Source organism: Clostridioides sp. LIBA-2809, assembly GCF_056688965.1.
Genome location: NZ_CP197004.1, coordinates 1,486,102 through 1,512,279 on the forward strand (window position 1 = coordinate 1,486,102; position 26,178 = coordinate 1,512,279).

Here is a 26,178-nt window from a genome sequence, read left to right on the forward strand (position 1 = left end):
CACCTTAATGTATTAATTTTTCAATATAGGGTTTTAAATCTTTAAATTCTATATGAGTGTATGTTGAATATGAAAAAAACATTTTAATAATGATATTGCATACTAACTTATCATTATTAAAAAACTTTTCTTTTTCTAAAGCCTCATATACTTTATTTGAAAGCTGCTCATGAAAATCATCTTTATGTTTTTTCATTTCAAAAAACCTTTTAGTCTCAAAAGTGTTTAGAAAATCATTGTATTGAATATTATGAACCTTGTTTATAAAATTTCTTATTTCTGTAAAAATAATGTCTAGCTTTTTAATGTAATCTTCAGTATTTTTATTAGAGTATTCAATTCGCCTTAGTAGTAAATCCCATTCCGATTTTGTTATGTATTCTATTATTTCTTGTTTTGAATCAAAGTAATTATATACTGTGCCTGCACTTATACCACATCTTTGAGCTATTTTCCTTATGCTAATATTTGAGTAGTTTTCTTCTAGAATCATGTCTCGAGCCACTTTTAGTATATCTTCTTTTACATTTTCTAAAATCTTTGGCATATTACCACCTCGTTTATTAAAATTATTATGAACACTGTTTATTATAAACCTTTAAAATTTATTAATCAATATGCAAGCTATAATGTATAATATTATTATATAGATATGATATAAAATAAGTGTCTTATTAGAAGTATCTAATCTATTAAATTTGTACTTAAGTATGGTTATTTACTTAAATATGTAATATTAGATTTTTCTTTTTAATAAATTAAATATTATTATGTGATAAGGAGAATACTGTGATGGAAAAGAAGTATGTAATGGCATTAGACCAAGGAACAACTAGTTCAAGAGCTATACTATTTAATAAAAAAGGTGAAATAGTAAAAATCGCACAAAAAGAATTCAAACAAATTTATCCAAAGGCTGGATGGGTAGAGCATGACCCTATGGAAATATGGGGTTCACAAAGTGGAGTAATGAGAGAAGTTATAGAAACAGCAGGCATAAGGCCAGAAGAAATTGCTTCAATAGGAATAACTAATCAAAGAGAGACTACAGTTGTTTGGAGTAGGTATACTGGGAAACCGATTTATAATGCAATAGTATGGCAGTGTAGGAGAACATCAGAAATATGTGATGAGCTTAAACATAAAGGATTAGAAGAACTAATAAAAGAAAAAACTGGTCTTTTAATAGATGCATACTTTTCAGCAACAAAAGTAAAATGGATATTAGATAATGTAGAAGGTGCTAGAGAAAAAGCAGAACAAGGAGAATTGTTATTTGGGACTATAGACACATGGTTAATATGGAATTTGACACGTGGAAAAGTGCATGTAACAGACTACTCAAATGCATCTAGAACGATGATGTACAATATAAATAGTTTGGAATGGGATAAAGATATATTACGAGAACTGGATATACCAATAAGCATGTTACCATCAGTAAAACCGTCTAGTTATGTCTATGGTCATACAGATGAACGTATGCTATCAGGAGCTAAAATACCTATTGCTGGATGTGCAGGAGACCAACAAGCAGCATTATTTGGTCAAAATTGTGTTGAAGAAGGTACTGCAAAAAATACTTATGGAACAGGTTGCTTCCTACTTATGAATACAGGTAGTAACATAGTTAAATCTAAACATGGACTGCTTACAACAATTGCTTGGGGTGTTGATGGAAAAGTGACATATGCACTAGAAGGAAGTATATTTATCGGAGGAGCATCTATTCAATGGCTTAGAGATGAATTGAAGATAATTGAATCTGCGAAAGATAGTGAAATGTATGCAAATAGGGTAGATGATACTAATGGTGTATATGTAGTGCCAGCATTTACAGGTCTTGGCGCTCCATATTGGGATATGTATGCTAGAGGGTCAATCTTGGGTCTCACAAGGGGTGCAAAAAAAGAACATATAATAAGAGCGACATTGGAATCAATTGCTTATCAAACAAAAGATGTTTTAGAAGCAATGCAAAATGATTCAAAATTGAAATTAAAGTCATTAAAAGTTGATGGTGGAGCAAGCAATAATAATTTTTTAATGCAATTTCAGTCAGACATATTAAATGTAGATATAGATAGACCAAAAATAGTAGAAACAACAGCTTTAGGAGCAGCATATTTGGCAGGATTATCTGTTGGATTCTATATTGGAAGTAATGAAATCCCATCAAAATGGTCAGTAGAAAAAGAGTTTAATCCAAATATGAATGAAGATAAGAGAAATAGATTATATAAAGGTTGGAAAAAGGCTGTATCAAGAGCTTTAAGCTGGGAAAAAGAAGATGAAGTAGATATTTAAAAATTAGCCAGAAACTAAATTTATTTGAACTTAAAAAGAGCTTTATGTAAAAATATGAAGCTCTTTTTTTATTGTTTGCTTGCAGTTTTATACAATTATACTAAATTATATAATTTATTTTTCACTTTCATATAAGAACATTGGTATAGAGTTATAAATATGTTTGTCTCCAACGACTAAGAGAATATCTCCATCTAAAAACTCGATATACGGGCCAGGAGATATTATAAGTTCCTCACCTCTTTTAATTGCAACTATTGTAGCACCTGTATTTTGCCAAAATTTAGTTTGTGCAGCTGTTTGTCCAACATATTTACATTTAGAATTTATTGTGAACTGAACGGGCACTAAAGGATTTATTATTTCAAGTCTATTAGAATAATCTAAAATTTTATTTATAGTATCTAAAATTTCATTCTCTAAATTAGATTTAGTATCTATTAAATTATAAAGTGTTGATTTATATGATGATATGTTTGTAATATCCCTGTATTTTTTTATAAAAGAAGAAGCTTTGTCTGGAGATAGTACAATAACACCCTTACCCTTTATACTTTTAACAACACCAATGTCCTCTAAAATTTTAACAGCTCTTCTTATAGTTTCTGGAGATACATTGTATTTACCAGCCAAAACAGAACGTCCAAATAATACTGAATCCTCTTGTATTTCACCTGTATATATTTTATTTGCAATATCCAACGCTATTTTTTGGTATATTGGCATCGTATAATTTTTATCCATTGTTTTTCCCCCAATACAAAATTTATGTTAAAAAATATATAATCTTAACAATACTATTGTATAATTTATAGGTTTGTATGTCTACAATATGTACAAATATTGTCCATGTTTTAAAATAATATTTTAACATGCATTTAGTATACATGATTTTATTATACTTAAAACTATGTAAAGACTTACTTATAAAAATATAAAGATATTTTATTTACAAAAAACGATAATTATATAAATGAAATAAACAAATGAATGAAGAAAAATACTTCTGTCTTGCATATAAAGTGATTAAAATTGAGAAATACTTTAAAAATGAAAGCTAAAGTCCTTGTTTTAAGTAAAAATGATTAATTATTAACTAAAAAATGGTAAAAACATTTTTTGAAAAAGAAATACAAATGAATGTGATATTAAAATAATTGCAAAAATATCCCTCAAATGGTAAAATTATATTATGAAATACAACGAAATAGTTGCAAAAATAAAATTGAATAAAAGTAATAAAATATTTCATGCAATATATAAAATAAACAAAATTTAAAAATTAAAACTACTTATTCTATCAAAATGTTAGTGAGGGGGGTCATAAATTGTATAAAGTAGATTTAAATAGTGATTTAGGGGAAAGTTTTGGAGCATATAAGGTTGGTTTAGATGAAGAAGTTTTAAAATATATTTCATCAGCTAATATAGCTTGTGGGTTTCATGCAGGTGACCCTAATCATATGAATAAAACAGTAAAGTTAGCTAAAGAAAATGGAGTAAAAATAGGAGCACACCCAGGTTTTCTAGATTTAATGGGATTTGGAAGACGTGAGATGAAAATAACAAAGCAAGAAGCTAAAGATTATACAAAATACCAATTAGGAGCTTTAATGGCTTTTGCAAGCTCAAATGGATGTAACATACAACACGTAAAACCACATGGAGCTTTATACAATATGGCAGCTAAAGATAAAGATTTAGCTATGGGTATTTGTGAGGCTATATATGAAGTAAACAAAGATATCATACTTTTAGGGTTATATAATAGTGAAATGATAAATTCTGCTAAAGAGATTGGACTTAAGTATGCAAATGAAGTATTTGCAGATAGAGCTTATGATAATAATGGATTTTTAGTTCCAAGAAGTGTAGAAGGAGCAGTTATACATGATACAAAATGTGCAATAGATAGAGTTGTTAAGATGGTAAAAGAAGGAACTGTAGAGACTTTAACAGGTGAAGTTATACATATCAAAGCAGATTCTATATGTGTACATGGGGATAATCCAAAGGCTATAGAGTTTGTTAAAGAGATAAGAAAACGCTTTGAATTAGAAAATATAGAAGTTTGTCCATTAGAAGATATGGAAGCTTGTTCATCAGAGAACATAGTATAAGACTGATAATATGAGGGGGAGATAAAATATGAGTACAAAAAATATTACTGATAAAACAAAAAATAAAAAAGATGTTGGCGCACTTATAGGGGCTGCGTTTATAATGGCAACATCAGCAATTGGACCTGGTTTTTTAACTCAGACAGCGCAATTTACTCAAGATTTTGGACCAAGTTTTTCATTTGTAATCTTAATTACAACAATTCTTTTTATAGGAGCTCAAGTAAATGTATGGAGAGTAATTGGTGTATCAGGTCTTAGAGGGCAAGATATAGCAAATAAGATAGTGCCTGGACTAGGTTATCTAGTAGCTTTTTTAGTAGCACTTGGAGGATTAGCTTTTAACATAGGAAATGTTGGTGGAGCTGCACTTGGTATGAATGTAATGTTTAATATGAATATGACACTTGGAACTGTATTAAGTGGATTGATAGCAATATTTGTATTTATGTCAAAAAATTCAAATTCTCTAGTAGATAAGATAACTAAATTTTTAGCATTAGGTATGATAATTATAGTTGGATATGTAGCAATATCAAATCATCCTCCTGTTGGAGAAGCAGTTTTTAAAATGGTAAAACCAGAGAATCCAAAAGGGCTTATATTCCCAATAATAACTTTACTTGGAGGAAGTGTTGGAGGTTATATAACTTTTGCTGGAGGACATAGACTGATAGATGGTGGAATAACAGGAGAAGAAAATATAAAAGAAATAACTAAATCTTCTCTTTTAGGAATATTAGTTGCAACAATGATGAGAGTTCTTCTATTTTTAGCAATATTAGCAGTTGTTTCAAAAGGTCTTCAACTTGACCCAGAAAATCCAGCTGCTTCAGCTTTTAAATTTAGTGCAGGGGCAATAGGATATAAATTCTTTGGGCTTGTATTATGGTCTGCTGCGATTACATCAGTTATAGGAGCTGCTTATACATCAGTTTCTTTCTTAAAAACACTGAATCCTTTTATAGATAAGTATGAAAAGTATTTCATAATAGGATTTATAGCAATATCAACACTTATAATGGCATTTATAGGAAAACCAGCAACTTTATTAATTTTAGCAGGTTCTTTAAATGGATTAATACTTCCAATAACGTTAGGAATAATGCTTATAGCATCTAAAAGAAAAGATATTGTTGGAGATTACAAACATCCTACATGGCTTTTAATATTTGGAATAATAGTAGTTTTAATATCTGCCTATACAGGAATAACTTCTCTTAGTAGTCTAGGTACTTTATTTGCTTAATTTAGAAGAGGTGACATTTATGAAAACTAGATACTTGCTATCAGGAGATAAAGCAGTAGTTGCTGAATTTGGAAATGAGATATCAGAAGATATAAATAAAAAAGTAATTTCATTTATGAGAGCAATAGAACTATCGAATCTTAAAGGGATTGTCACAGAAATGGTGCCAACATATAGGTCACTTATGATAAGTTATAATCCACTAAAAATAGACTTTGATAGCTTAATTGAGAATTTAAAAAAAATAGAAAATAATTTAGAAAGTATAGAGTTGCCAAAACCTAAAATACATGAGATTCCAGTATGTTATGATAAGGTTTTTGGAATAGATATTGAAAATGTTGCAAGTCATAATAATCTTACTGTAGATGAGGTTATAAAAATACACACAAGTAGAGAGTATTTGATATACATGTTAGGATTTACTCCTGGGTTTCCATATCTAGGGGGGATGGATGAAAGAATAGCTACACCTAGACTAGAGGTTCCAAGAACTAAAATTTATGGTGGGAGTGTTGGTATAGCAGGCTCTCAGACAGGAGTATATCCTATAGATAGTCCTGGTGGATGGCAAATAATTGGTAGAACACCTTTAAAATTATATGATGAAAATAGAGAAGAACAAATTTTACTTAGAGCTGGAGATTTTATAAAATTTGTTCCAATAACATTAGATGAATTTATAGAAATTGAAAAAAGTAATTTAAGTATTTAAATATCGTTATAGTACAGGGAGTGGTATATATGGGATTCAAAGTTGAATTAGGAGGTTTCCAAACATTAATACAAGACAGAGGTAGAGTTGGATATGGACAATATGGTGTATCTGGATGTGGGGCAATGGATGAGTATGCACATAGAGTGGGAAATATATTAGTTGGAAATTCTGAAGATGAAGCTTCTTTAGAAGTTTTAATGTTGGGCCCTACAATTACATTTGATGAATATACGCAAATAGCAGTAACTGGGGGAGATTTGGGTGCCAGAATAAATGGAAAAGAGATTCAAAACTGGAGGTCATATCAAATAAATCCTGGTGACATATTATCATTTAGAGGTGTGAAATCAGGAGCTAGAGCATATGTATCAATAGCTGGTGGAATAGATGTCCCACTTGCAATGGGTAGTAAATCAACCTATACAAGAGCTAAGATTGGTGGTTTTGAAGGTAGAGCACTTAAAAAAGGTGATTATATAAATACTTTTATTCAGGAAAAAGATTTTACAATAAATAAAAAATTGAATTCAAAATATATTCCAAATTATAACTCAGAAATAGTATTAAGAATTGTAAAAGGTCCTCAATTTGATGCTTTTTCTAAAGATGAAGTAGAAAAGTTCTTATCAAATGAATATAAAGTTACAAATGAAATTGATAGAATGGGCTGTAGACTAGATGGAGAGAGTATAAAGCACCTTAATGGAGCAGATATTATATCTGATGGTATTTCTTATGGAGCTATACAAGTACCTGGACATGGAAAACCTATTATAATGCTATCAGATAGACAAACTAGTGGTGGCTATACTAAGATAGGGAATGTAATAAGTGTAGATTTATATAAGTTGGCACAAGCAAAACCAAATGATGTAGTAAAATTTGAATTTGTAGATATATATGAAGCACATAGATTGCTTAGAGAACAAGAAGATAAGATTCAAGACATTTATAAGAGTATGAAAAATATAAGAGTTGTCAAAGCAAAAGTATTAAATGATATAGCAGTTTAATTTAATCTTGATGAACATAATTCTTATCAAATTTTAAAACGTAATTCACAAATAGCTATTTACTATTTACCATAATTAAGATGGTTTAGTTAGTCAAATAGCTATTTTTTAGTTTAAGTAGATAGTATAAATTTAAATAAATACTTCAATTTGAGAACAAAAATTATATTTAAATATTTTGAAGTGTCTAGAAAAAGTATGTATACTATACAGTGTTTATTTAGATTTTACAGGCCAAATTGGAGGAGAAATAACACCGTATCCACGAGCTGTTGTATCTTTACTTGGATTGATGATTTTATGAGGTATGTTGGCCTTTATAAATGTTGAATCACCTGTATTTAATCTTACTACTTTTTCGCCTATACAAATATCAACCATACCACTCGTTACTACCATGATTTCCTCTGATGCATGATATATACAATCCTTAGCATCTTCACTTTCTGGTTTAAGTTCAAACTCTACAAGTAAACTTGAAGGAGTAAATTCAGATGTTGGCATTGGGGATACTATCTCATAAAACATTTCACTCCTTGGAAATTTCATCATAACTCTATCTTCTTTTCTAATGACTAAATCATCAGTATTATTATCATCCATAAACATATATAAAGGAGTATCTAAAACTTCAGCAATTTTTCTCAATGAAGACAAGGACGGTTCAATAGCATCTCTTTCTATTTGAGAGATATAACTTATAGATAAATCTGTCAATTTGGAAACATCACTTAATGTTTTTTTCTTGCTTTTTCTTATATTTCTCATCTTTTCACCTAGCATAAGAACCTCCAAATAATAAAATTAATATAAATATTAGATTAAAACAAAGTAATTATAGCATAACATAGAATTAGTGGCAACAAGAATAAATAGAAGATTATGACAATTAAAAATCAATTAAATGCAAATAAAAGTATATGAAAATCAATTATTGCCGAATTAATACAATAGAAAATATACTAGGTAAAAATTTATCATAGGAGTATTAGTTAAAAGAAGATTATTGAAAAATATTTTAGAAAATAATAAATTTTCAGTAAATTATCTTGACATATGCATTGAAGTAATAATATAATTTTAAGTATAAAAATTAAAAAATTAAATTATAGCTTCAAAAAAGGAGGGCAATATGAAGATAACAGATATAAAATTTGAAAAACTAAGAATTAAATTAAAAAAACCTGTGGTAGTTTCATTTGGAGTAATTGAATATGGTGAAAGTATAATCTTAAAAATTGAAACTGATGAAGGTTATTGTGGGTTTGGTGAAGCAGCTCCTCTTGCAGCAGTTACAGGTGAAGTTTTGGATAATGTACTTTCAATATTACTGATGTTTAAAAAAGAGCTAATAGGGAAAGACCCATTGGATATTGAATTGATACATACAATCATGGATGGAATTATTATAGGTAACACTTCCGCAAAAGCAGCTATTGATATAGCTTTATACGACATTAAAGGGAAAATTATGAATGTACCTCTTTATAAAGTTCTTGGAGGTTTTGATAATAAAGTTCAAACCGATATTACTATAAGCATAGATAAGCCAGAAAAAATGGCAAGAGAGGCTTTAGAAAGAGTTAATGAAGGATTTAGAATATTGAAGCTTAAAGCAGGTATAAACCCTGAAGATGATATTGAAGCTGTAAAATTAATTAGAGAAGCTGTTGGAGAAGGTATAAGAATTAGAATTGATGCAAATCAAGGATGGAATGTAAATAGTAGTATAAATACTATCAAAAAATTAGAAAGATTTGGTGTTGATGCAATTGAACAAGCACTTCCACATTGGGATTTAGATGGAACTGCTTACATAAGAGATAAGAGTAGTACAAAAATTATGATAGATGAGTCACTACATTCGCCAATAGATGCTATTAAAGCGATAAAAAAGAATGCAGTTGACACATTTAATATTAAGCTAATGAAATCAGGAGGAATATATCCTGCTATAAAAATTAATAACATAGCTGAGTCAAGTGGTGTAAATTGCATGTTAGGATGTATGCTTGAAACGAGAATTGGTATAACAGCAGCAGCAAATTTAATTGCATCCAAAAAAAATATAACAGAAGCTGACCTTGATAGTTTTATGTTTTGTGAAGAATTAAATGGTATATCTGGAGGATTTGTGATGGATGGAGATATTATGAATCTTGTCAATAAACCAGGCTTAGGAATAGAAGTAAACTTATGATAAAATTGGAGGTTAAATATGAATACACTTTTTTCAAGTACAGGCAGTATACTTGCTATAATGACATCAATGATTGCATTGGGTTTTTACTTACAAAGATATAAAGCTATTAAGAGTTTAGGACCAGCACTTACAATAATCATAATGGGAATAATACTCTCAAACTTAAAAGTAGTTCCAGTAAGTACTGAGTTATATGGAACTATTTCTACATATGCCATTCCAGTCTCTATGACTATAATGTTGATGAGTGTTGATTTAAAAGAAATGACAAAGTTATCAAGAGAGCCTTTAATTGCAATTTTTGTAGCAGTATTAACTGTAAGTATCATGGCATTTTTATTTGGACTTGTATTTGCAGAAAAAATATCAGAAGGTTGGAAGGTTGCAGGAATGTTTGTAGGTACATATACTGGAGGAAGTGCTAATCTTACAGCTATTGGGACAGGTCTTAATGTAAGTAGACAGACTCTTGCAGCGGCAAATGCAGCAGATTATGTAATTGGAGTACCAACATTAATATTTATGTTTGCTCTACCAGCTATACTAAAAAACTCAAAGAAGTTTAAAAAACTTTGGCCATATCATGTAGAAGAATCAGAATTAGAGGATGGTCAGAATGAAGAATTTATGGAGTCAAAAGAGTGGAGTATTAAAGACATTGCTTGGATGCTAGCTATAGGTTTTGTTGTTACAGAGATTGCAACAATACTTTCTGGATATTTCAATTCAAGCTTTAGTAGTGCAGCAAGAATTCTTTTAGTTACAACCATTTCAATTATAATTGCTCAGTTAAAGCCAGTAAAGAAACTAAAAGGTAATTTAGATTTAGGATTATTTGTTGCATTATTCTTTTTATGCACTATAGGTTTTTCAGTAGATATAAAAGAGTTTTTAGGTTCAACTTTTACCATAACACTTTACTGTTTTAGCATAATTTTTGCTTCATTTATTTTCCATTTATGTATAACTAGACTTTTAAAAATAAAATATCAATATGTAATACTCTCTATAGTGGGAGCAATTGCTGATGGACCAACTTCAGCTTTAGTAGCTGCATCTGCAAAATGGAATTCACTTGTAAGTGTGGCAGTCGTCATGGGAGTAATTGGTGGAGTATTAGGAAATTATGCAGGTATATCAGTGGCATATGCTATAAAGATGTCTTTGGGATTATAGGAGGTGATTTAATTGCTAGAATTTAGGCTATATATATCTGGATTATATAGTGGAAATGTAGTTTTTGATAATGAGTTATTGATTGAAAAATTGAATCCTTTTACAAATAAAATCGAAAGTTTAAAAGCAATAAGTAAAGAAGAAAATGCATACTATTTAAATCTCACAAAAATAGATTTAAACTCTTTATTTTATAACTTTGATGTATACACTACTAGTTTGGTAAATGCAGATAAAAGCGTCATTGTAAATAAGCTAGGAGAGACATATTCTAGGCTTAATGAATACATATGGGTTCAAAGAAATAAAAAATTTCCATTAGATATAATTATTGTGGATAATAAAATAGTTGGTTTTATATGTTTATCTAGAGAAACTTGTACTATATTAGTTATGGATGGATATGAAGATTATACTATATTAAAAGAATGGAATAAAACTCATAAAGATGAGGACATATATTCTATAAAATTTGGTGGAAATTATATGGTTGATATGAAAGATGGAATAAAACTTTCTACAGATGTGTATCTTCCTAACTTTACAGATTCTACTAAAAAAGCACCAACAATTCTTATGAGAACTCCATATGGAAAAGAAAATGATAAAGAAATATATTATAAATATGTACAAAGAGGATATGCTGTTGTCATACAGGATGTTAGAGGAAGAAATGAATCAGAAGGTGATTGGGAGCCTATGATTCATGAAAGAGAAGATGGAGATAGTACTATAAACTGGATAGTATCACAGAAGTGGTCAAACGGCATGGTTGGTATGTTAGGGGCATCTTATCTTGGTTATGTTCAATGGGCAGCTGCTTCTTCAAGTAATAAACATCTGAAAGCTTTAGTTAGCATAGTAACATCAGGAAGTCCTTTTATTGATATACCAAGAAAAGGAGGAGCTTTTGTATCTGGCATGCTTGCATGGGCATTTATGGTATCAAGAAATAAAGTTGATAGAAGTCAAATGGTAAGAGATGACTGGGATGATGTTTTAAACATACGACCAATACAGAATATACCTGTTGAAGCTCTTGGATATAGAATTGAATTCCTAGAGGAATGGCTAAAAAGAGTAGAAAAAGACGAGTATTGGGATATGATGGATTGGCATTTACAAAAAGATAAAATAAATGTACCTGCATTGGTTGTATCTGGATGGTATGATGATAATGGTATGGGGACTACAGAAGCTTTAGATGTAATAAAGGGTTATGAAAAAGGAAAGAGAAAGGCTATCTTAGGTCCATGGATGCATAACTCAAATACTTTAAGAGATATAAATGGTATTTCGTTAGGAAATAATTCATTGAGATATGATTTGGATTATAATTATTTGCTATGGTTTGACAAATACTTAAAAGGTATAGAAAACAATATAGATAAGACTGCTTCAGTAGAGTATTATTCTGTAGGTTCTAATAAGTGGAAGGCAGAAGAAAATTGGCCAATAAAAAACAAAATAGATAAAAGTCTATATCTAATAAGTGATGGAAATGCTAACACATCTTTGGGAGATGGGAGATTAGTGTTTGATAGGGTGCTAGAAGAAAAGTATGACAGTTATATATATAATCCTAAAGACCCATCAATACAGCTAATTGATATGTCAGAAAATGAAGTTGGTGTTCCGAACAACTACAAGGATTTAGAAAAAAGAAGAGACATGTTATGTTATACATCAGATGCTTTTAGTGAAGAAATTACTATAACAGGTGATATAAAATTAGAATTCTTTGCATCAAGTTCTGCCAAAGATACTGACTGGGTCATAAAAATTATGGATGTAGATTTAGATGGAAATTCAATTAAATTAGCTGATGGTATACTTAGTGCTAGATTTAGAAATAGTTTTTATAAGTCAGAGTTTATGGAAGAAGGAGAAATTTACAAGTTCTCAATTATAACTTCAAAAATATCAAACACATTTAAAATTGGTCATAAAATTAGACTAGATATAACATCTAGTGCTAAAAATTTTATTTTCCAAAATAGCAACACAATAGAAGGTTATAATAGTATTGAGTATATAGAGGCAAAGAATATTATTTATCATGGAGGTAAATATCCATCCAGATTGATATTGCCTGTAGAAAATAATTGAATTGATATAGATAAAAACTAACAAGGGAGTGTCTCAAAATGAACTTTTTAGTTCATGAGGCATTCTTTTTTGTATTAAATCAAATACATTTTTATTATTTCAACAATGAAAAAGAGGCTTATCTCTATTTTGAGACAGCCTCTTGTTAGTTAAGTTAATTATTTTGTAGCTGCTACAACACTCATTTCAACTAATAAATGCTCTCTAGCAAGTCTAGCTTCAACACAAGCTCTAGCAGGTTCAAATCCTTTTTCAACCCAAGCATCCCAAACAGAGTTCATAGCTTCAAAGTCTTTCATATCTCTTAAATAAATAGTAACAGATAATAAATGTTGTTTATCTGAGTCGTATTTGTTTAATAAATCTTCTATTTTAGCTAAAACTTCAGTAGTCTGTTCAATTATTCCACCTTCAGCATGAGTTTGTCCACATAAATAAACTGTGTTGTTATGAACTACAGCTCTACTCATTCTTCCAGTTCCTTCATATCTTTTTATTTCCATATTTTAAATACCTCCATAATTAAAAAATCCATTAAAAATCTAAATAATAAATTAAAAAAAGTCTATACTATATAAAATTATATTATATATTGTGATAATAATCTATAAAAACATACAACTTTTTAATTATAATTATTATTGTTATTAATTGAAAAGATTTATTAGTTACTTGACATAATTTATACTTTTAATTATAGTATAAATTGGAATATTTAGATAATTATTATTTAATCTATAAGTAGAAGTTTTTAATTAATATGACTTTATATATTTATATAGAAAAGAGGTAAGTATGAGTAGTACAATCAAATCAAATCGAATAAAGGGCATAATGTTCATAATATCATCAGCTCTTGGTTTTGCAATGATGTCTGCGTTTGTAAAACTAGCAGGAGATTTACCAAGTTTTCAAAAAGTGTTCTTTAGAAACCTGGTATCAGCTATAATAGCATTTTGGCTTATTATAAAACATAGAGGTAGTCTAACTGGTAAAAAGGAAAATTTAAAAGTGCTTTTATATAGGTCAATATTTGGAACTTTAGGAGTTATATTCAACTACTATGCAATTGATAGATTGATGCTTTCAGATGCTAACATGTTAAATAAAATGAGTCCCTTCCTTGTAGTTATATTTTGTGCAATTGCTCTAAAAGAGAAAATAAATGTAAAACAGATAGGAGCTATTATAATTGCATTTGTAGGGGCTTTATTCATAATAAAACCAACATTTAGTGTAGAAGTGATTCCATATTTAGGAGGAATTGCAGGAGCTATATTTGCAGCAATGGCATATACTTGTTTGAGAGTTCTTGGAGATAGAGAAGATTATTATACAATTGTATTTTTCTTTTCAGTTTTTTCATTGGTTACTGTAGGACCAATTGCCTTTGCAGTATATGAACCAATGACTCCTATGCAACTTATATATTTATTACTAGGCGGCGTATTTGCAAGTTTAGGGCAATTTGGAATAACTCTAGCATATAAGTATGCACCTGCTAAGGAAATTTCTATCTTTGACTACAGTAATATAATTTTTTCAGCAATTTTAAGTATATTCTTATTCAATGTCTATCCTGATATGTTAAGTGTTGTTGGATATTTAATAGTATTTTCAGCAGCATTTTATATGTTTTTATATAATAAGAAGTTAGATAAATTAGATAAAGAAAATAGAAAGCAATAGAGTAATAAGATAGATAAAAAATTGTGTTTAGAGTTTGTATTTAATACTTAAAGTTTTATATTAAAATTAAATAATATATAGATTGAAAATACTTAAAATATGGGTCTAAAACAGCAGTTAAGATTGAAAAATTATAACTGCTGTTTCTTTTATTAAAAATATCCAAATGTATGTAAAAATAGACTATAATAGAGTAGTATAAATAATATAAAGGGGATAAATTAAAGTATGGAAAAAGTAAAAATTGCTGTGATTGGAGCAGGTAATAGAGGAACATATGCATATGCTCCATATATTTATGAGAATTCTGATGTGTGTGAAATAGTTGCCGTAGCGGAACCTAAAAAAGGAAGACGAGAATTATTTACACAAAAATATAATTTAGATAGTAAAAATGTATTTGAAACTTTAGAAGATTTTTTTAAACAAGATAAAATGGCAGATGCAGTTATAATAGCTACAAATGATGATAGACATTATGATGTAGCAAAACTAGCTCTTGAAAAAGGATATCATGTATTATTAGAAAAACCAATGTCTAACAGTTTAGATGGTTTGGTTCATATAGATGACTTGTGTAATAAGTATAAAGATAAGATTTTTATGATTTGTCATGTACTTAGATATTCTCCGTTTTATAAGAAACTAAAAGAAATTGCAGAAAGTAAAAAACTAGGAGAGCTAGTTAGTATACAGTATAATGAAAATATAGGATACTGGCATTTTGCACACAGTTTTACTAGAGGAAATTGGAGAAATAGTAATGAAACAAGTCCTTTAATTTTAGCTAAGAGTTGTCACGATATGGATATTTTATTATATTTAGTAGGAAGTAAATGTAAAAAAATATCTGCATTTGGAAGTTTGAAGCATCTTAATAACCAAAATGCTAGTGGAGAAATGGCACAGAACTGTCTTCAATGTTTAGTTGAAAAAAAATGTCCATATTCAGCAAAGAAAATTTATCTAGAAAAAGATAGAAGTATAAATAGAGCAGTTCATATAAATCCAACAGAAGAAAATATTTTAAAGATACTTGAGACTAGTCCATATGGAAGATGTGTCTATAGATGTGATAATAATGTTGTAGATAATATGGTAAATATATTACAGTTTGAAAATGGAGTTACAGCTACTTTTAATTTATGTGCATTTACTAAAGAAAGCGGAAGAACTATAAAGCTAATGTTTAGTCATGGTGAAGTTGGTGGCGACCTAAATAAAAATGAGATAAGAATTAAAGAATTTGGAAAAAATGAAGAGATAGTTATAAAGCCATCAAATAAACAGAATATGGTAGAGGAATATGACAGAAATCTTATTTCTGAGTTTGTTAAGTTAGTTTCAAATAAAGAATTAGAAAAGAGTAGCGTAGCAGCAAAAGAGGCTATACAAAGTCATGTAATGGCATTTGCAGCTGAATATTCAAGAGTGAGTGATGAAGTAGTGTATATAGAAGATTTTTTTGATAATGCTAGGCAAATCACTAGAGAAATAGAAGAAACTATATTTTAATTGAGAGAATTTGTTAAATAAAATAAAGATAGATTAGATAATAGATATACTAATGGATGTGTTCTATTAAAAAATCTATCTTTTTTTATTAAGATTTTTTCTTATCTCTATCAAAAAAATCCATACATTCGGATAAAAGATAAGAAAGTAAAGCGAATAAGATTTCTGTACTTAAAGGAATCGTTATTGAATCCATAAATGTATCAATTATGTTCATAGCTAGAAAAGTTAGTATAAAATCAATTATAAATTCGCAAAGCTTATATATTGAGTAAGGTAATTTGTTTACATATCTGAATATATCTAAAATAGTAGTGCATAAAAAATCAATTGGAGTAGTTATACAAAAATATATTAAAAAGAAAATTAGTACAGACCCAAGAGTTTTATATTCAAAACCTAAGAATGATAAGAAGCCAATTCCTATAACCGTGAAAATACAAAAAGTTATACCAAAAAAAACAGCAAAAAATAAAAATACAGAAATAAATTCGCCTAAAGGAATTCTTCTTTTATTACTTATCTTAATCAACTCCTTAATTTATATAAATAATAACATTCTTAAAAATTCATAATAGTCTTCTGTTTCAAATAGTATTGTTTGAGAATCTATTTTTTTCATATTTGGATAAAAAGAAGCTTTAAAAGCTTTGTAATGCTCTCTAAATTTTATTTCTATTTTGAATTTATCAGGCAATTTTATTAAGTGTCTAGATAAATCTCCAGATAAAGCTTCTTTAACACCTTTTTCTATTTTTCTTAGTGCCAGATTTGGATGTATTGAAATTGAACCGTTTCCAATTCCTTTTGACACAGGTACAGTAATTATATTTGGGTTTAGTTTTTTTGCACTCTCACAAAGCATTTCATCTCCACTTAAAAATGCTACAGGAATATGATAGTATGCAGCAATATAAGCATTTATAGTAAACTCAGATGCTATTTCATCATTTATTTTAAAATAGTCATAATCAATATCCATGGTATGAGAAAGTGGATTACCATTACAAGTAGCTCCAGAATGATAACCAGTAAATATACATGCGTCAAAGCTTTCATCAATTCCAGCCATCATAACTAGTGGGTCTTTAGTCCATCCTCTAAGTATTTTGACATTTTCAGGTAAAATATCTGGATTAATATTTCTACCACTGTCATGTGCATCTTTGACAAGTATTTCATGTATACCAGATTGAGTAGCTCCATCACATGCAGCTGCTATTTCTTTACTCATTTGTGTTCTGTAGTGCTGTGAAAATTCACATTCAAGTTTTGTCTCATCCCAATTTACAATACCACAAGTACCTTCTATATCAGCACTTAAATATAATTTCATAATATAGCCCCCCTTATATTTATAATTAATGATAATAACAGATAACAGAAAAATATAATCAATAAGGGGCATAAAAATATTATGTCTTACTATTAATTATTATTAAATCTGTAACTGAAAAATTACTAAACTAGCATTAAAAATATAACACTAGGTATCATCTATTTGTATAATTTTTTTTATGTAATATTTATATAAGATTGTAACATATAAGTAGTTACATTTACTAGTTTAACATAGTTATGTATCATTTTTAAATTAAATTGTTTACAGAAATTATTATAAGGATTTATATTAACTAATAGAAAAGAAAAAAGTAGAGAGCTATAAGAAATAAACTGATAATTAATGTACGAAAGTGTACTTAATAGTTGATAAATAACTCTCAAAAAGAAATGTATTATTTTAATTGTATTTTTTATTCTTAATAAAGAATACAATAATTATTGATAAAATAGGATTTATTGAAAATCCAAATAATGTCCAAAAACTACTATTAAGATTTTTCTTTGTAGAAATTTTATTACATGCTATTAGGATTATTATATAAATGATACAATTTAATATTCTAAATATATGTGATATAAAATTTTGAGCAAGTGCAAATAAAGTAAATGCGTAAAATAAGCCTATGAAAGCAAAGAAAAAGTAGTTTAAATTCTTGAATTTTGGAAGTTGTTTTTTACTATCATTAATTGACATGATAACACCAAGAACCATAGCTATCCATCCAAATAAATTTGCTGCTTGTAGACTAAATATTGTCATGTATTTTCTCCTTTATATTTATTTATATTTAAGTATACAAGATAATTTATTAATATTAAAGTAGATAAAAGGAATTATATAATTTCAAAATTTAAATATAGGTGATTAGCATATGTTTAAGATACAGTTGAAGAATAAAAGATAAGACCCTTAATTAGAGTATTCTAACTAAAGGTCTACTGTAAATAAATTAAAATTCAAATTCATTTTCCCAATCAAATTCTCCTGACTTTTCTACGCTTTTAGGCCAATGATTACACCATTTAGGAACTGATGGATTTTCGATTCTATCAACACTTGGAGTATATGGTTTTAAGTCAATAACAGGGCTATTGTCATTAGCATCAATATATGGGATTTTTATTATGCCATTTTCATGGTCTATATTAATGATTTGTACAGTAGTTAATGCTATTGGATTAGGTCTAATAGGTGACCTTGTCGCAAATATTCCCAGAATATCTGGTGCATTTTTATATGGTTTTGGAGTTTCCAAAATATTTCTTAATTCAGTATTATCGAATCCATCAGCCCACCAAAGTACATTTAAGTGAGCAAAGCCATCAAGCCCTTTTAAAGCAGGTATGTATTTTTTATCCAATTCAATAAAGATTTCTTCACCTTGAACACGTATTTTTCCGATAGGATTTACTAATATTTGTTTCATAATATTACCTCCAATTATTTGGTTTGTCATTTGTAATTTTAGAATAGTACCTAACACCATGTTAGGGTCAATATAAAAAATTATTAAATATTAATAATTAAAAAGCTAATACATTTTTTACGTGAAGCATGACACCAGTAATAAGGCAATCTTCATCAATGTCAAAGGTAGATGTATGCAGAGGAGAAGTTATATTCTTTTCCCTATTTGCACAACCAATATGGTAAAAAGCTCCTTCACAGTGCCTTAAAAAATATGAAAAGTCTTCAGCACCAAGAGTGGGAGCATCTTTAATGATAATATTTTCTTTTCCAAACAAATCTATGGCATTTTGTTTAACATAATCTACAAGATTATTTGAATTTATAAGGGCTGGATAACCTTCCTCAATTTCAACAGAAATACTTCCTCCAAATGTTTTACAAGTAAAATCGCAAATTTCTTTGATTCGTTTTTTTGAAAAGTTTCTAGTTTCTTGAGTTAAAGTTCTCAAAGTTCCTTTTATAACAACTTTATCACAAACTATATTTTCTTTAATTCCACCTTCAATTTTTCCTAGAGAAATAACCACAGAATCGGTAGGGTTTGTATTTCGGCTGACTATTGTTTGTAGAGCTGTTATGATATGAGCAGATATAACTATAGCATCAATACCTTGATGTGGATAAGCTCCATGACATTTTGCACCATGTACAGTTAATCGAAGTGTATCAGTGGAAGCATTTAAAGTGTTGTATTTTAATTCAATTAGGTTTTTATCAATGTTAGGATTTACATGAAGACCAAATATGTATTTTACATCTGGATTTTTCAGACATCCATCCTCTATCATGAGTTGAGCACCACCAATGGTTTCTTCTGCAGGTTGAAAAAAGAGTTTTACATTTACATTTAGATAATCCTTTAATTTAAATAGTATATTACAAGTGCCAAGTAAAATAGCAGTGTGTGCATCATGACCACATGCATGCATTTTACCAACATTAATTGACTTATAAGAAGAATTGAGTTCTTCTGTTATGGGTAAGGCATCTATATCAGCTCTTATTGCAACTGTTTCAAAGTTTGGATTTACATTTATATATGCAGTTACTCCAGTGTGATTTTTATATTCAATATAACTTATACCTATTTCATTTAAATACTCAATGATTTTTTTCTTAGTTTGAAATTCTTCTAATCCAAGTTCTGGAGTTTTATGTAAATCTCTTCTGATACTTATAACCCAATCATTTATTTCATTACAAAGAGCTTTTATATTAAGCATAAAACACATCCTAACTATATTAAAAATTTATTTTTCTTCATTAATTATATTATTCAATATAAATCATTATTCTGTATCAAGTATAAATAAAATATCTTATAATTATAGTAGAGATATTTAACATGAAGAAGAGTATATCATTTTAGAATAAGAGGTGTTTAAATGTTAGGAGTAATTGCGCCATCTGGGCCATTAAGAAATACAAGTTTAGAGGAAATAAAGTCTAATTTAGAAATTTATGGTTATGAAGTTAAATTTTCTGAGAGTTGTAGTTTAAATTATAAAGGGTATTTAGCTGGTAATGATGATATTAGAGCAAAAGATATAGAAGATATGTTTTTAGATAAAGATGTAGATATGATTATGTGTTTAAGAGGAGGTTATGGGACAACAAGGATATTAGACAAGATAAATTATGATATAATAAAGCAAAATCCAAAACCATTTATAGGTTTTTCTGATATAACAGGTTTAAACTTAGCTTTCTATAAAAATTGTGGTCTTTTACCATATCATGGGATAATGGCAGCAAATGTAGCCAAATGGGATGAATTTACCTATAAATCTCTAATAAATGCTTTAGAATTTAAAGATGAACTCTACTTAGAAAACCCAAAAGAAGAAGAGATTTATACTGTATGTGAAGGTAGTGCAGAGGGAATAATAATGGGAGGAAACTTATCCTTAATAATTGCTACAATGGGAACTAAATATGAAATAGATGCAAAGGATAAAATTTTATTTATTGAGGAAATTGGGGAATCTCAATATAAACTAGATAGAATGTTAACCCAACTATATTCTTCAGGCAAACTTGATGAGTGTAGTGGTATAATTTTTGGAGATTTCAAAGATTGTATTGAGGAAAAAGATTTGATAGAATTATTAAAAGAATTTGCAAGGAAGGTTAATAAGCCAGCTATATATAATCTTCAGTCTGGACATTGTGTCCCAATGGTAACTATTCCTTTAGGTAGAATGTGTGAATTAAATGCTACAGAAAAAATGATTAAATTAAAAAAATAGTGTGTATATAAATATAATGGAAATATGGTATAATCTTATACAAGTAAAAATTTAGCTAGGAGGATGAAGAATGTCTGATGATAGAATAATAGACTTTAACGAACTAAAGAACAAAGTTAAAGATTCTGATGTAGATAAATTTGAGCAATATATATATAACTTATATTTTTCTGTTATGGATGGAAAGATGTCGATGGCTGAGTTTTCAAGAAAAATATTTGATTATATGAGAGATAACAACATATCTCAAGAAAAGTTTATGAAAATACAAAAACAATTTATGGAGAGATATGGTATGGACACTGAAGAAGTAGAAAAACAACTTAGAAACTTTGGAATCGACCCTTCTACAGCAGGTTTTATGAGTAATAATACTTCCAGCAAAGTATCTACAGAAGATTTAGAATCATTTAAGAAGAGTGCAGGATTTTATGAGAAATATGGTGAAAAAATTCAACCTAAAAGTTGCATAACAACATTCATAAAAAATGATTTGAATGATATTAATGTAATAATAGACCAAGAAAAAATAATGCTTTGTAGTGATAAAAAAATAAATCTTATGGACTCAGAATTAAATGAGTTTTTATTAGAATATAAGAATATGTTCAACAAAAAGATAAAAGTAGTTATGTGTGAGACTACAAACAAGTATGACTATTAAAAAGTAAATTTAACTATTAAATCAATATCACTTAGTTATATAACTTAAAAACAAAAATCGCAATTTATTTTTCTTACAAAAAACGAGTAAGGAATATGTAAATTGCGATTTTTTATATTATAGAGATTGGTCATAGTAAATAACATTTATAAGTAATAATATCCTTTTAAAATTGTATTATTCTATTAAAGTTTTATTAAAAATGAGTTGTTTAGTAATTATATAATATACTGTACGAAATATTGAATTATTAATATAGTTCTTTTAATACTTTAACGCCATTTTGAATCATACTATTAAAGAATACTAAGTTTAAAAGTTCTGCAGGATGAACATTTGGGATATCATAAGTATCTACCAAATTCATAGGTACAACTATATTTTTTTCAATATTATACTGATTAAAATAGGCTTTTAGAGTTATTGCAAATTGATATATACATATATCTGTACAATCACCAACTATAATTATATTATCTATATCTTCAAAATCTAAACTTTCTAATGCAAAAAATCCATTAGTAGAATTTTTAGGAAGAATTTGTAGATTCTCTATTGATTTAAGCTCATCAACCAATTCACTTTCTACATCATTTTCTAAACAGTGAACAGGGTAACTCAAAAGTTCTATAGACTTAGGAGTATGAGAATCAGTAAATGCTACTATTCTATTTAATTTATTCGATATTTTTTTTGTAAATACTTCAATTGGTTTTATTAAAGACTCTACTCTAGGAGAGTATAAGGCACCTTGTTTTGCAAAACCATTATTAACATCAATTATAAATAAAGCAGTTTTACTCAAATCATAATTTTCTATTTTTTCTATTGGTAGATTATCTAAATTACTTTTTAAAGCTTCAAGTTCATTTAATAAGTTATCCATAGTTATACCTCCGAGATAAATTTAATAAAATTGTACATATTAATTATATAAAAGTCAAGGAGTACAAACATTGTATGGTTAGCTATGTTATTTTGAATTTAAAAGGTTTGAAGCTATATCTGGATAGTTAGTAAAAATACCATCTACATTGAGTTTTAGACAATGTAGCATATCATCTTCTTCATTTACAGTGTATACATTGATACCAAGTAAATTTGTGTGGCAAAGTTCAACTAGAGATTCAGTTACTAAAATTAAAGGTGCATGGAGATAACTATTACCTAGAAATTTAGCAAAATTGACAACATTATTTATAGGTAAATAACACAATAGTGCTGTTTTTATACTAGGGTCTAATTTATGAAAATTTTTTAAGCTATTGCTATTAAAACTAGATATAAGAACTTGGTTTTCCATATTGTACTTTAAAATAAGTTCTAAAACATCTTTTTCTATATTAGGATAATTTACCTTATCAGTTTTTAGTTCTATATTTAAAACGAGGTTTGTAGGTGAAATTAAAATTAATACCTCTTCTAAAGTTGGAATTTTACATTCTTTGCTGTTTTGATATCCATCAAATGATGAATTTAGAGTCTTTAGTTTTCTTAAGGTTAAGTCTTTTACAAATCCATGCCCATTAAAAGTTCTATCAACTTTTTCATCATGAATAACTACAATTTTTCCATCTTTAGTCCTGTGAACATCAAGTTCTATTCCATATATATTCATATCTAAACATTTTTTAAAAGCTAGAATAGTGTTTTCTGGATATTTTCCACTAAAACCCCTATGAGCATAAATATTCATTTATATAGCTCCCTCCAATAAATCTTGTAAAATTTTAATTAATATAATATATCATATTCCAAAAGGTATTGTTATATATTAATTAAATAACTATTTATAATTTATATATTATATAAATGTAGAAAAATAAAATCATATCTGTGTTATAATATATTTTAAACATTGTAAATATTAAGAATTTAGTAGTTATAAGAATAGATATAATTTTATGCAAGCTCATGTGTTTAGAGCTTGCATATGTATTATTAATATATTTCTATATTGCAAAAATAAAATTCCAAAAGAATTTTTTCTATAGATTTAGTAGTAAGGGGGAATTTTGATATGTATGAAGTTAATTTAGAACGAGCTATGAATTATTGGATGGATTTGTTAGATGATTATACAAATATAGCAAAAATTCCAAATGATTTTTTTTATAAAGACTGCTCTGATGAAGTATTAGACGAAGTTTTTAAGATGAATATCGAAAAACATGAAAGATTAATTCAGTATTCTAAACATAATAATATTAGCATAAGTTCTATTATAGAAACTATATATGGTCTTATACTTCAAAAGTATATATATGAAGATGATGTAGTTTTTGGAAAAACAATAAATATAATTCCAATAAGAGTAAAGGTTAGACAAAGTGAGAAATTTATAGATGTTGTAAGAAAGTTAAAAAGACAATGGAGTAGGTCTTTAGAATATGGGTATTATTTGTTATCGGATATAGAGAATAAAAATCATCTAAATACTAAACTTATAAATACCATATTTGTAGCCAAAAGTTTTGATTTATCATATGACTATGACATAGAAAAAAAAGGATATGATTTATCTGTAATAGTATATACAAAGAGAGCACTTAAAATAAAAATAAAGTATAAACCATCTATATACAAAAGAGAAACTATTAGAAGAATACTAAATCAATTTGACTATATAATAGAACAAATAATAAAAGATAACGATATTTTAATAGAAGATTTAGAATTTGTATGTAAAAAAGAAGAAAAAGTATTATTGGAAGACTTTAATGATAATCAATATAAAGTGCCATATGATAAAAGTTATATTGATTTATTTAGAGAACAAGCTAAAACAACACCTGATAATATAGCAGCTAGAGATGAAAATAGAAATTTAACATATAGAGAACTAGATGAGTTAACTGATAAACTTGCAGGTTATTTAAATCATATAGGAGTAAAAAGTGAAGATATAGTAGCTGTAATGTTACCAAGAGATATTAATATAATTATTACAGCTATAGGGATTATGAAATCAGGTGGAGCTTTTTTCCCAATAGATACAAATAATCCAGAAGAAAGATTAAATTATCTTCTTGAAGATAGTAATGCAAAAGTAGTAATAACTACAGATGAACTTAGCTGCAAGGTTGTAAATGAAAATACAATCGTACTTGATATAAATAATGAAGATATATTCAAAGTTGGATATGAATTGACTGAAAAAATAACACCATCAAACTGTGCATATACAATATCTACATCAGGTTCAACTGGTAGACCAAAAACTATAGCTATAGAGCACAAGAGTCTAGTAAACATGTGCTATTATAGTGTAAAAGTAATAAAGGCTGTAGAAGATGATATATGTGGTATATACTTAAGTTTTAGCTTTGATGCTGTAATGAAACAGCTATTTCCATATTTGCTTATAGGTGCATCAATAAACATTATGCCTGAGGAAGCTAAATTTGATGAATATACAGTAAATGAATATTGTGAGGAAAATGATATAACTATCTTAGCATTACCAACAGCGTTTGCAAAATTATTTATACAAAATTGTACCAATAGCTCACTTAGAGTTGTGCAGACTGGAGGAGAAAGATTAAAGGGATATAGAAAACGTAACTATGAATTATATAATGAGTATGGACCAACAGAATTTACTGTCGTATCGACTTCTTTTCATGTGGATAAGGAATATGGAAAAATACCAATAGGTAAACCTATATTTAACACTTATGCATATGTATTAGATAAAAAGAATAAACTATGTCCAATTGGAGTTCCAGGAGAGCTATGTCTATCAGGAATTCAAATATCAAGAGGTTATTTAAATAAAAAAGGGCTTACAGAGCAAGTATTTGTGGAAAATCCTTATAAAACTTGTGAATATAATAAATTAATGTATAGGACTGGAGACTTAGTAAGATGGTTAGATGATGGAAATCTGGATTATATTGGAAGGATGGATAATCAAGTAAAAATTGATGAGTTTAGGATAGAGCTATATGAGATTGAAAATATAATAAACAATATTGCAGAAATTAAAAGTGTTGTTTGTATATCAAGAACAAATGATGATGGAGATATGTATATATGTGCTTATTATGTGATTGATGATAAAGATAGTGATAAGGTAAATGAAAGAGCAGTTAGAGAATATTTAAATGAGCATCTACCACCATATATGATTCCAACAATAATAATGAGGATAGATAAAATACCAGTTACACCAATCGGAAAAGTAAATAAAAAAGCACTACCAGAGTGATTTTTTATTATGACAGGTGTTGTAAAGTGATTTCAGAAATTTCTTTATGACACCTGTTTTTTAGAAATAATCAATTGACACAAAAGAAAGAATTTTCTGTACATTTTTACTGTGATGAAAATTTGTTTATAAGAATGATTA

General features: G+C 28.0%; 24 protein-coding genes. 13 read left to right on the forward strand and 11 right to left on the reverse strand.

Annotated elements, in window-relative coordinates:
* Positions 1–4: 4 nt before the first annotated feature.
* Positions 5–547: a TetR/AcrR family transcriptional regulator gene (locus ACTG44_RS07160; protein WP_479921507.1), complete on the reverse strand. Its 543-nt coding sequence runs from the start codon at positions 545–547 to the stop codon at positions 5–7.
* A gap of 245 nt (positions 548–792) precedes the next feature.
* Here ACTG44_RS07160 and glpK point away from each other — a divergent pair, with 245 nt between their 5' ends.
* Positions 793–2,307, forward strand: a complete 1,515-nt coding sequence (gene glpK, locus ACTG44_RS07165) for a glycerol kinase GlpK (RefSeq protein ID WP_479920059.1) — start codon at positions 793–795, stop codon at positions 2,305–2,307.
* Between the two features lie 114 nt (positions 2,308–2,421).
* Here the strand turns inward: glpK and ACTG44_RS07170 are convergent, their stop codons facing one another.
* Complete coding sequence (locus tag ACTG44_RS07170) at positions 2,422–3,051, reverse strand: GntR family transcriptional regulator (protein ID WP_021384134.1); 630 nt, start codon at positions 3,049–3,051, stop codon at positions 2,422–2,424.
* Positions 3,052–3,635: 584 nt separating this feature from the next.
* Between ACTG44_RS07170 and ACTG44_RS07175 the strand changes: the two genes are divergently transcribed.
* From ACTG44_RS07175 to ACTG44_RS07190, 4 genes are read left to right on the forward strand one after another with little or no spacing between them, the layout of a single operon-like run.
* A complete protein-coding gene (locus tag ACTG44_RS07175; RefSeq protein ID WP_479918455.1) occupies positions 3,636–4,427 on the forward strand; it encodes a LamB/YcsF family protein in 792 nt (263 codons plus the stop codon).
* 28 nt (positions 4,428–4,455) lie between these two features.
* Entirely contained in the window at positions 4,456–5,676 is a 1,221-nt protein-coding gene (locus tag ACTG44_RS07180) for an NRAMP family divalent metal transporter (RefSeq protein WP_021384142.1), read from the forward strand.
* 19 nt (positions 5,677–5,695) lie between these two features.
* A complete protein-coding gene (pxpB, locus tag ACTG44_RS07185; RefSeq protein ID WP_021384119.1) occupies positions 5,696–6,391 on the forward strand; it encodes a 5-oxoprolinase subunit PxpB in 696 nt (231 codons plus the stop codon).
* Between the two features lie 29 nt (positions 6,392–6,420).
* The gene (locus ACTG44_RS07190; RefSeq protein WP_021384127.1) at positions 6,421–7,407 is read left to right on the forward strand and encodes a 5-oxoprolinase subunit C family protein; all 987 of its coding nucleotides are present in this window, start codon (positions 6,421–6,423) and stop codon (positions 7,405–7,407) included.
* 216 nt (positions 7,408–7,623) lie between these two features.
* Here ACTG44_RS07190 and ACTG44_RS07195 read toward each other — a convergent pair whose 3' ends face one another.
* Positions 7,624–8,190, reverse strand: coding sequence for a helix-turn-helix domain-containing protein (locus ACTG44_RS07195; protein WP_021384131.1), 567 nt, complete (start codon positions 8,188–8,190; stop codon positions 7,624–7,626).
* A gap of 349 nt (positions 8,191–8,539) precedes the next feature.
* Between ACTG44_RS07195 and ACTG44_RS07200 the strand changes: the two genes are divergently transcribed.
* From ACTG44_RS07200 to ACTG44_RS07210, 3 genes are read left to right on the forward strand one after another with little or no spacing between them, the layout of a single operon-like run.
* The gene (locus ACTG44_RS07200; RefSeq protein WP_021384139.1) at positions 8,540–9,607 is read left to right on the forward strand and encodes a mandelate racemase/muconate lactonizing enzyme family protein; all 1,068 of its coding nucleotides are present in this window, start codon (positions 8,540–8,542) and stop codon (positions 9,605–9,607) included.
* A gap of 18 nt (positions 9,608–9,625) precedes the next feature.
* Positions 9,626–10,786, forward strand: coding sequence for a DUF819 family protein (locus ACTG44_RS07205; RefSeq protein ID WP_479921508.1), 1,161 nt, complete (start codon positions 9,626–9,628; stop codon positions 10,784–10,786).
* Between the two features lie 12 nt (positions 10,787–10,798).
* Positions 10,799–12,895 carry a CocE/NonD family hydrolase gene (locus ACTG44_RS07210; RefSeq protein ID WP_479921509.1) on the forward strand — a complete coding sequence of 699 codons (2,097 nt, stop codon included), beginning with the start codon at positions 10,799–10,801 and terminating at the stop codon, positions 12,893–12,895.
* Positions 12,896–13,053: 158 nt separating this feature from the next.
* Here the strand turns inward: ACTG44_RS07210 and ACTG44_RS07215 are convergent, their stop codons facing one another.
* Positions 13,054–13,398 carry a RidA family protein gene (locus tag ACTG44_RS07215; protein ID WP_021384144.1) on the reverse strand — a complete coding sequence of 115 codons (345 nt, stop codon included), beginning with the start codon at positions 13,396–13,398 and terminating at the stop codon, positions 13,054–13,056.
* Between the two features lie 292 nt (positions 13,399–13,690).
* Here ACTG44_RS07215 and ACTG44_RS07220 point away from each other — a divergent pair, with 292 nt between their 5' ends.
* The gene (locus ACTG44_RS07220) at positions 13,691–14,584 is read left to right on the forward strand and encodes a DMT family transporter (RefSeq protein ID WP_021384130.1); all 894 of its coding nucleotides are present in this window, start codon (positions 13,691–13,693) and stop codon (positions 14,582–14,584) included.
* Positions 14,585–14,812: 228 nt separating this feature from the next.
* A complete protein-coding gene (locus ACTG44_RS07225) occupies positions 14,813–16,099 on the forward strand; it encodes a Gfo/Idh/MocA family protein (RefSeq protein WP_479921510.1) in 1,287 nt (428 codons plus the stop codon).
* Between the two features lie 88 nt (positions 16,100–16,187).
* Here ACTG44_RS07225 and ACTG44_RS07230 read toward each other — a convergent pair whose 3' ends face one another.
* From ACTG44_RS07230 to ACTG44_RS07250, 5 genes are all read right to left on the reverse strand, one after another.
* Positions 16,188–16,631, reverse strand: coding sequence for a regulatory YrvL family protein (locus tag ACTG44_RS07230; protein WP_021384151.1), 444 nt, complete (start codon positions 16,629–16,631; stop codon positions 16,188–16,190).
* 9 nt (positions 16,632–16,640) lie between these two features.
* Positions 16,641–17,435 (reverse strand): M55 family metallopeptidase, encoded by a 795-nt coding sequence (locus ACTG44_RS07235; protein WP_021384150.1) that lies wholly within the window; start codon positions 17,433–17,435, stop codon positions 16,641–16,643.
* Positions 17,436–17,840: 405 nt separating this feature from the next.
* A complete protein-coding gene (locus ACTG44_RS07240) occupies positions 17,841–18,203 on the reverse strand; it encodes a hypothetical protein (RefSeq protein ID WP_021384140.1) in 363 nt (120 codons plus the stop codon).
* 190 nt (positions 18,204–18,393) lie between these two features.
* The gene (locus tag ACTG44_RS07245) at positions 18,394–18,870 is read right to left on the reverse strand and encodes an SAM-dependent methyltransferase (protein ID WP_479918463.1); all 477 of its coding nucleotides are present in this window, start codon (positions 18,868–18,870) and stop codon (positions 18,394–18,396) included.
* A 97-nt stretch (positions 18,871–18,967) separates the two neighbouring features.
* Positions 18,968–20,137: a M20 metallopeptidase family protein gene (locus tag ACTG44_RS07250; protein ID WP_479921511.1), complete on the reverse strand. Its 1,170-nt coding sequence runs from the start codon at positions 20,135–20,137 to the stop codon at positions 18,968–18,970.
* Between the two features lie 162 nt (positions 20,138–20,299).
* Here ACTG44_RS07250 and ACTG44_RS07255 point away from each other — a divergent pair, with 162 nt between their 5' ends.
* Complete coding sequence (locus ACTG44_RS07255) at positions 20,300–21,163, forward strand: S66 peptidase family protein (protein WP_479921512.1); 864 nt, start codon at positions 20,300–20,302, stop codon at positions 21,161–21,163.
* Positions 21,164–21,233: 70 nt separating this feature from the next.
* Entirely contained in the window at positions 21,234–21,827 is a 594-nt protein-coding gene (locus tag ACTG44_RS07260; protein WP_021384146.1) for a DUF3867 domain-containing protein, read from the forward strand.
* Positions 21,828–22,077: 250 nt separating this feature from the next.
* Here ACTG44_RS07260 and ACTG44_RS07265 read toward each other — a convergent pair whose 3' ends face one another.
* Positions 22,078–22,713, reverse strand: coding sequence for a cysteine hydrolase family protein (locus ACTG44_RS07265; protein WP_021384160.1), 636 nt, complete (start codon positions 22,711–22,713; stop codon positions 22,078–22,080).
* A gap of 87 nt (positions 22,714–22,800) precedes the next feature.
* Positions 22,801–23,523: a glycerophosphodiester phosphodiesterase gene (locus ACTG44_RS07270; RefSeq protein WP_479920067.1), complete on the reverse strand. Its 723-nt coding sequence runs from the start codon at positions 23,521–23,523 to the stop codon at positions 22,801–22,803.
* A 324-nt stretch (positions 23,524–23,847) separates the two neighbouring features.
* Here ACTG44_RS07270 and ACTG44_RS07275 point away from each other — a divergent pair, with 324 nt between their 5' ends.
* A complete protein-coding gene (locus ACTG44_RS07275) occupies positions 23,848–26,037 on the forward strand; it encodes an amino acid adenylation domain-containing protein (protein WP_021384125.1) in 2,190 nt (729 codons plus the stop codon).
* Positions 26,038–26,178 lie beyond the last annotated feature (141 nt).

Excerpts from the sequence above, each read along its gene's own strand:
- ACTG44_RS07195 (WP_021384131.1), bottom strand. The coding sequence starts at position 8,190 with ATGCTAGGTGAAAAGATGAGAAATATAAGAAAAAGCAAGAAAAAAACA.
- ACTG44_RS07250 (WP_479921511.1), bottom strand. The coding sequence starts at position 20,137 with ATGCTTAATATAAAAGCTCTTTGTAATGAAATAAATGATTGGGTTATA.
- ACTG44_RS07235 (WP_021384150.1), bottom strand. The coding sequence starts at position 17,435 with ATGAAATTATATTTAAGTGCTGATATAGAAGGTACTTGTGGTATTGTA.
- ACTG44_RS07180 (WP_021384142.1), top strand. The coding sequence starts at position 4,456 with ATGAGTACAAAAAATATTACTGATAAAACAAAAAATAAAAAAGATGTT.
- ACTG44_RS07200 (WP_021384139.1), top strand. The coding sequence starts at position 8,540 with ATGAAGATAACAGATATAAAATTTGAAAAACTAAGAATTAAATTAAAA.
- glpK (WP_479920059.1), top strand. The coding sequence starts at position 793 with ATGGAAAAGAAGTATGTAATGGCATTAGACCAAGGAACAACTAGTTCA.
- ACTG44_RS07160 (WP_479921507.1), bottom strand. The coding sequence starts at position 547 with ATGCCAAAGATTTTAGAAAATGTAAAAGAAGATATACTAAAAGTGGCT.
- ACTG44_RS07215 (WP_021384144.1), bottom strand. The coding sequence starts at position 13,398 with ATGGAAATAAAAAGATATGAAGGAACTGGAAGAATGAGTAGAGCTGTA.
- ACTG44_RS07190 (WP_021384127.1), top strand. The coding sequence starts at position 6,421 with ATGGGATTCAAAGTTGAATTAGGAGGTTTCCAAACATTAATACAAGAC.
- ACTG44_RS07245 (WP_479918463.1), bottom strand. The coding sequence starts at position 18,870 with ATGAAACAAATATTAGTAAATCCTATCGGAAAAATACGTGTTCAAGGT.
- ACTG44_RS07240 (WP_021384140.1), bottom strand. The coding sequence starts at position 18,203 with ATGACAATATTTAGTCTACAAGCAGCAAATTTATTTGGATGGATAGCT.
- ACTG44_RS07265 (WP_021384160.1), bottom strand. The coding sequence starts at position 22,713 with ATGGATAACTTATTAAATGAACTTGAAGCTTTAAAAAGTAATTTAGAT.
- ACTG44_RS07170 (WP_021384134.1), bottom strand. The coding sequence starts at position 3,051 with ATGGATAAAAATTATACGATGCCAATATACCAAAAAATAGCGTTGGAT.
- ACTG44_RS07220 (WP_021384130.1), top strand. The coding sequence starts at position 13,691 with ATGAGTAGTACAATCAAATCAAATCGAATAAAGGGCATAATGTTCATA.
- ACTG44_RS07205 (WP_479921508.1), top strand. The coding sequence starts at position 9,626 with ATGAATACACTTTTTTCAAGTACAGGCAGTATACTTGCTATAATGACA.
- ACTG44_RS07255 (WP_479921512.1), top strand. The coding sequence starts at position 20,300 with ATGTTAGGAGTAATTGCGCCATCTGGGCCATTAAGAAATACAAGTTTA.
- pxpB (WP_021384119.1), top strand. The coding sequence starts at position 5,696 with ATGAAAACTAGATACTTGCTATCAGGAGATAAAGCAGTAGTTGCTGAA.
- ACTG44_RS07275 (WP_021384125.1), top strand. The coding sequence starts at position 23,848 with ATGTATGAAGTTAATTTAGAACGAGCTATGAATTATTGGATGGATTTG.
- ACTG44_RS07270 (WP_479920067.1), bottom strand. The coding sequence starts at position 23,523 with ATGAATATTTATGCTCATAGGGGTTTTAGTGGAAAATATCCAGAAAAC.
- ACTG44_RS07225 (WP_479921510.1), top strand. The coding sequence starts at position 14,813 with ATGGAAAAAGTAAAAATTGCTGTGATTGGAGCAGGTAATAGAGGAACA.
- ACTG44_RS07260 (WP_021384146.1), top strand. The coding sequence starts at position 21,234 with ATGTCTGATGATAGAATAATAGACTTTAACGAACTAAAGAACAAAGTT.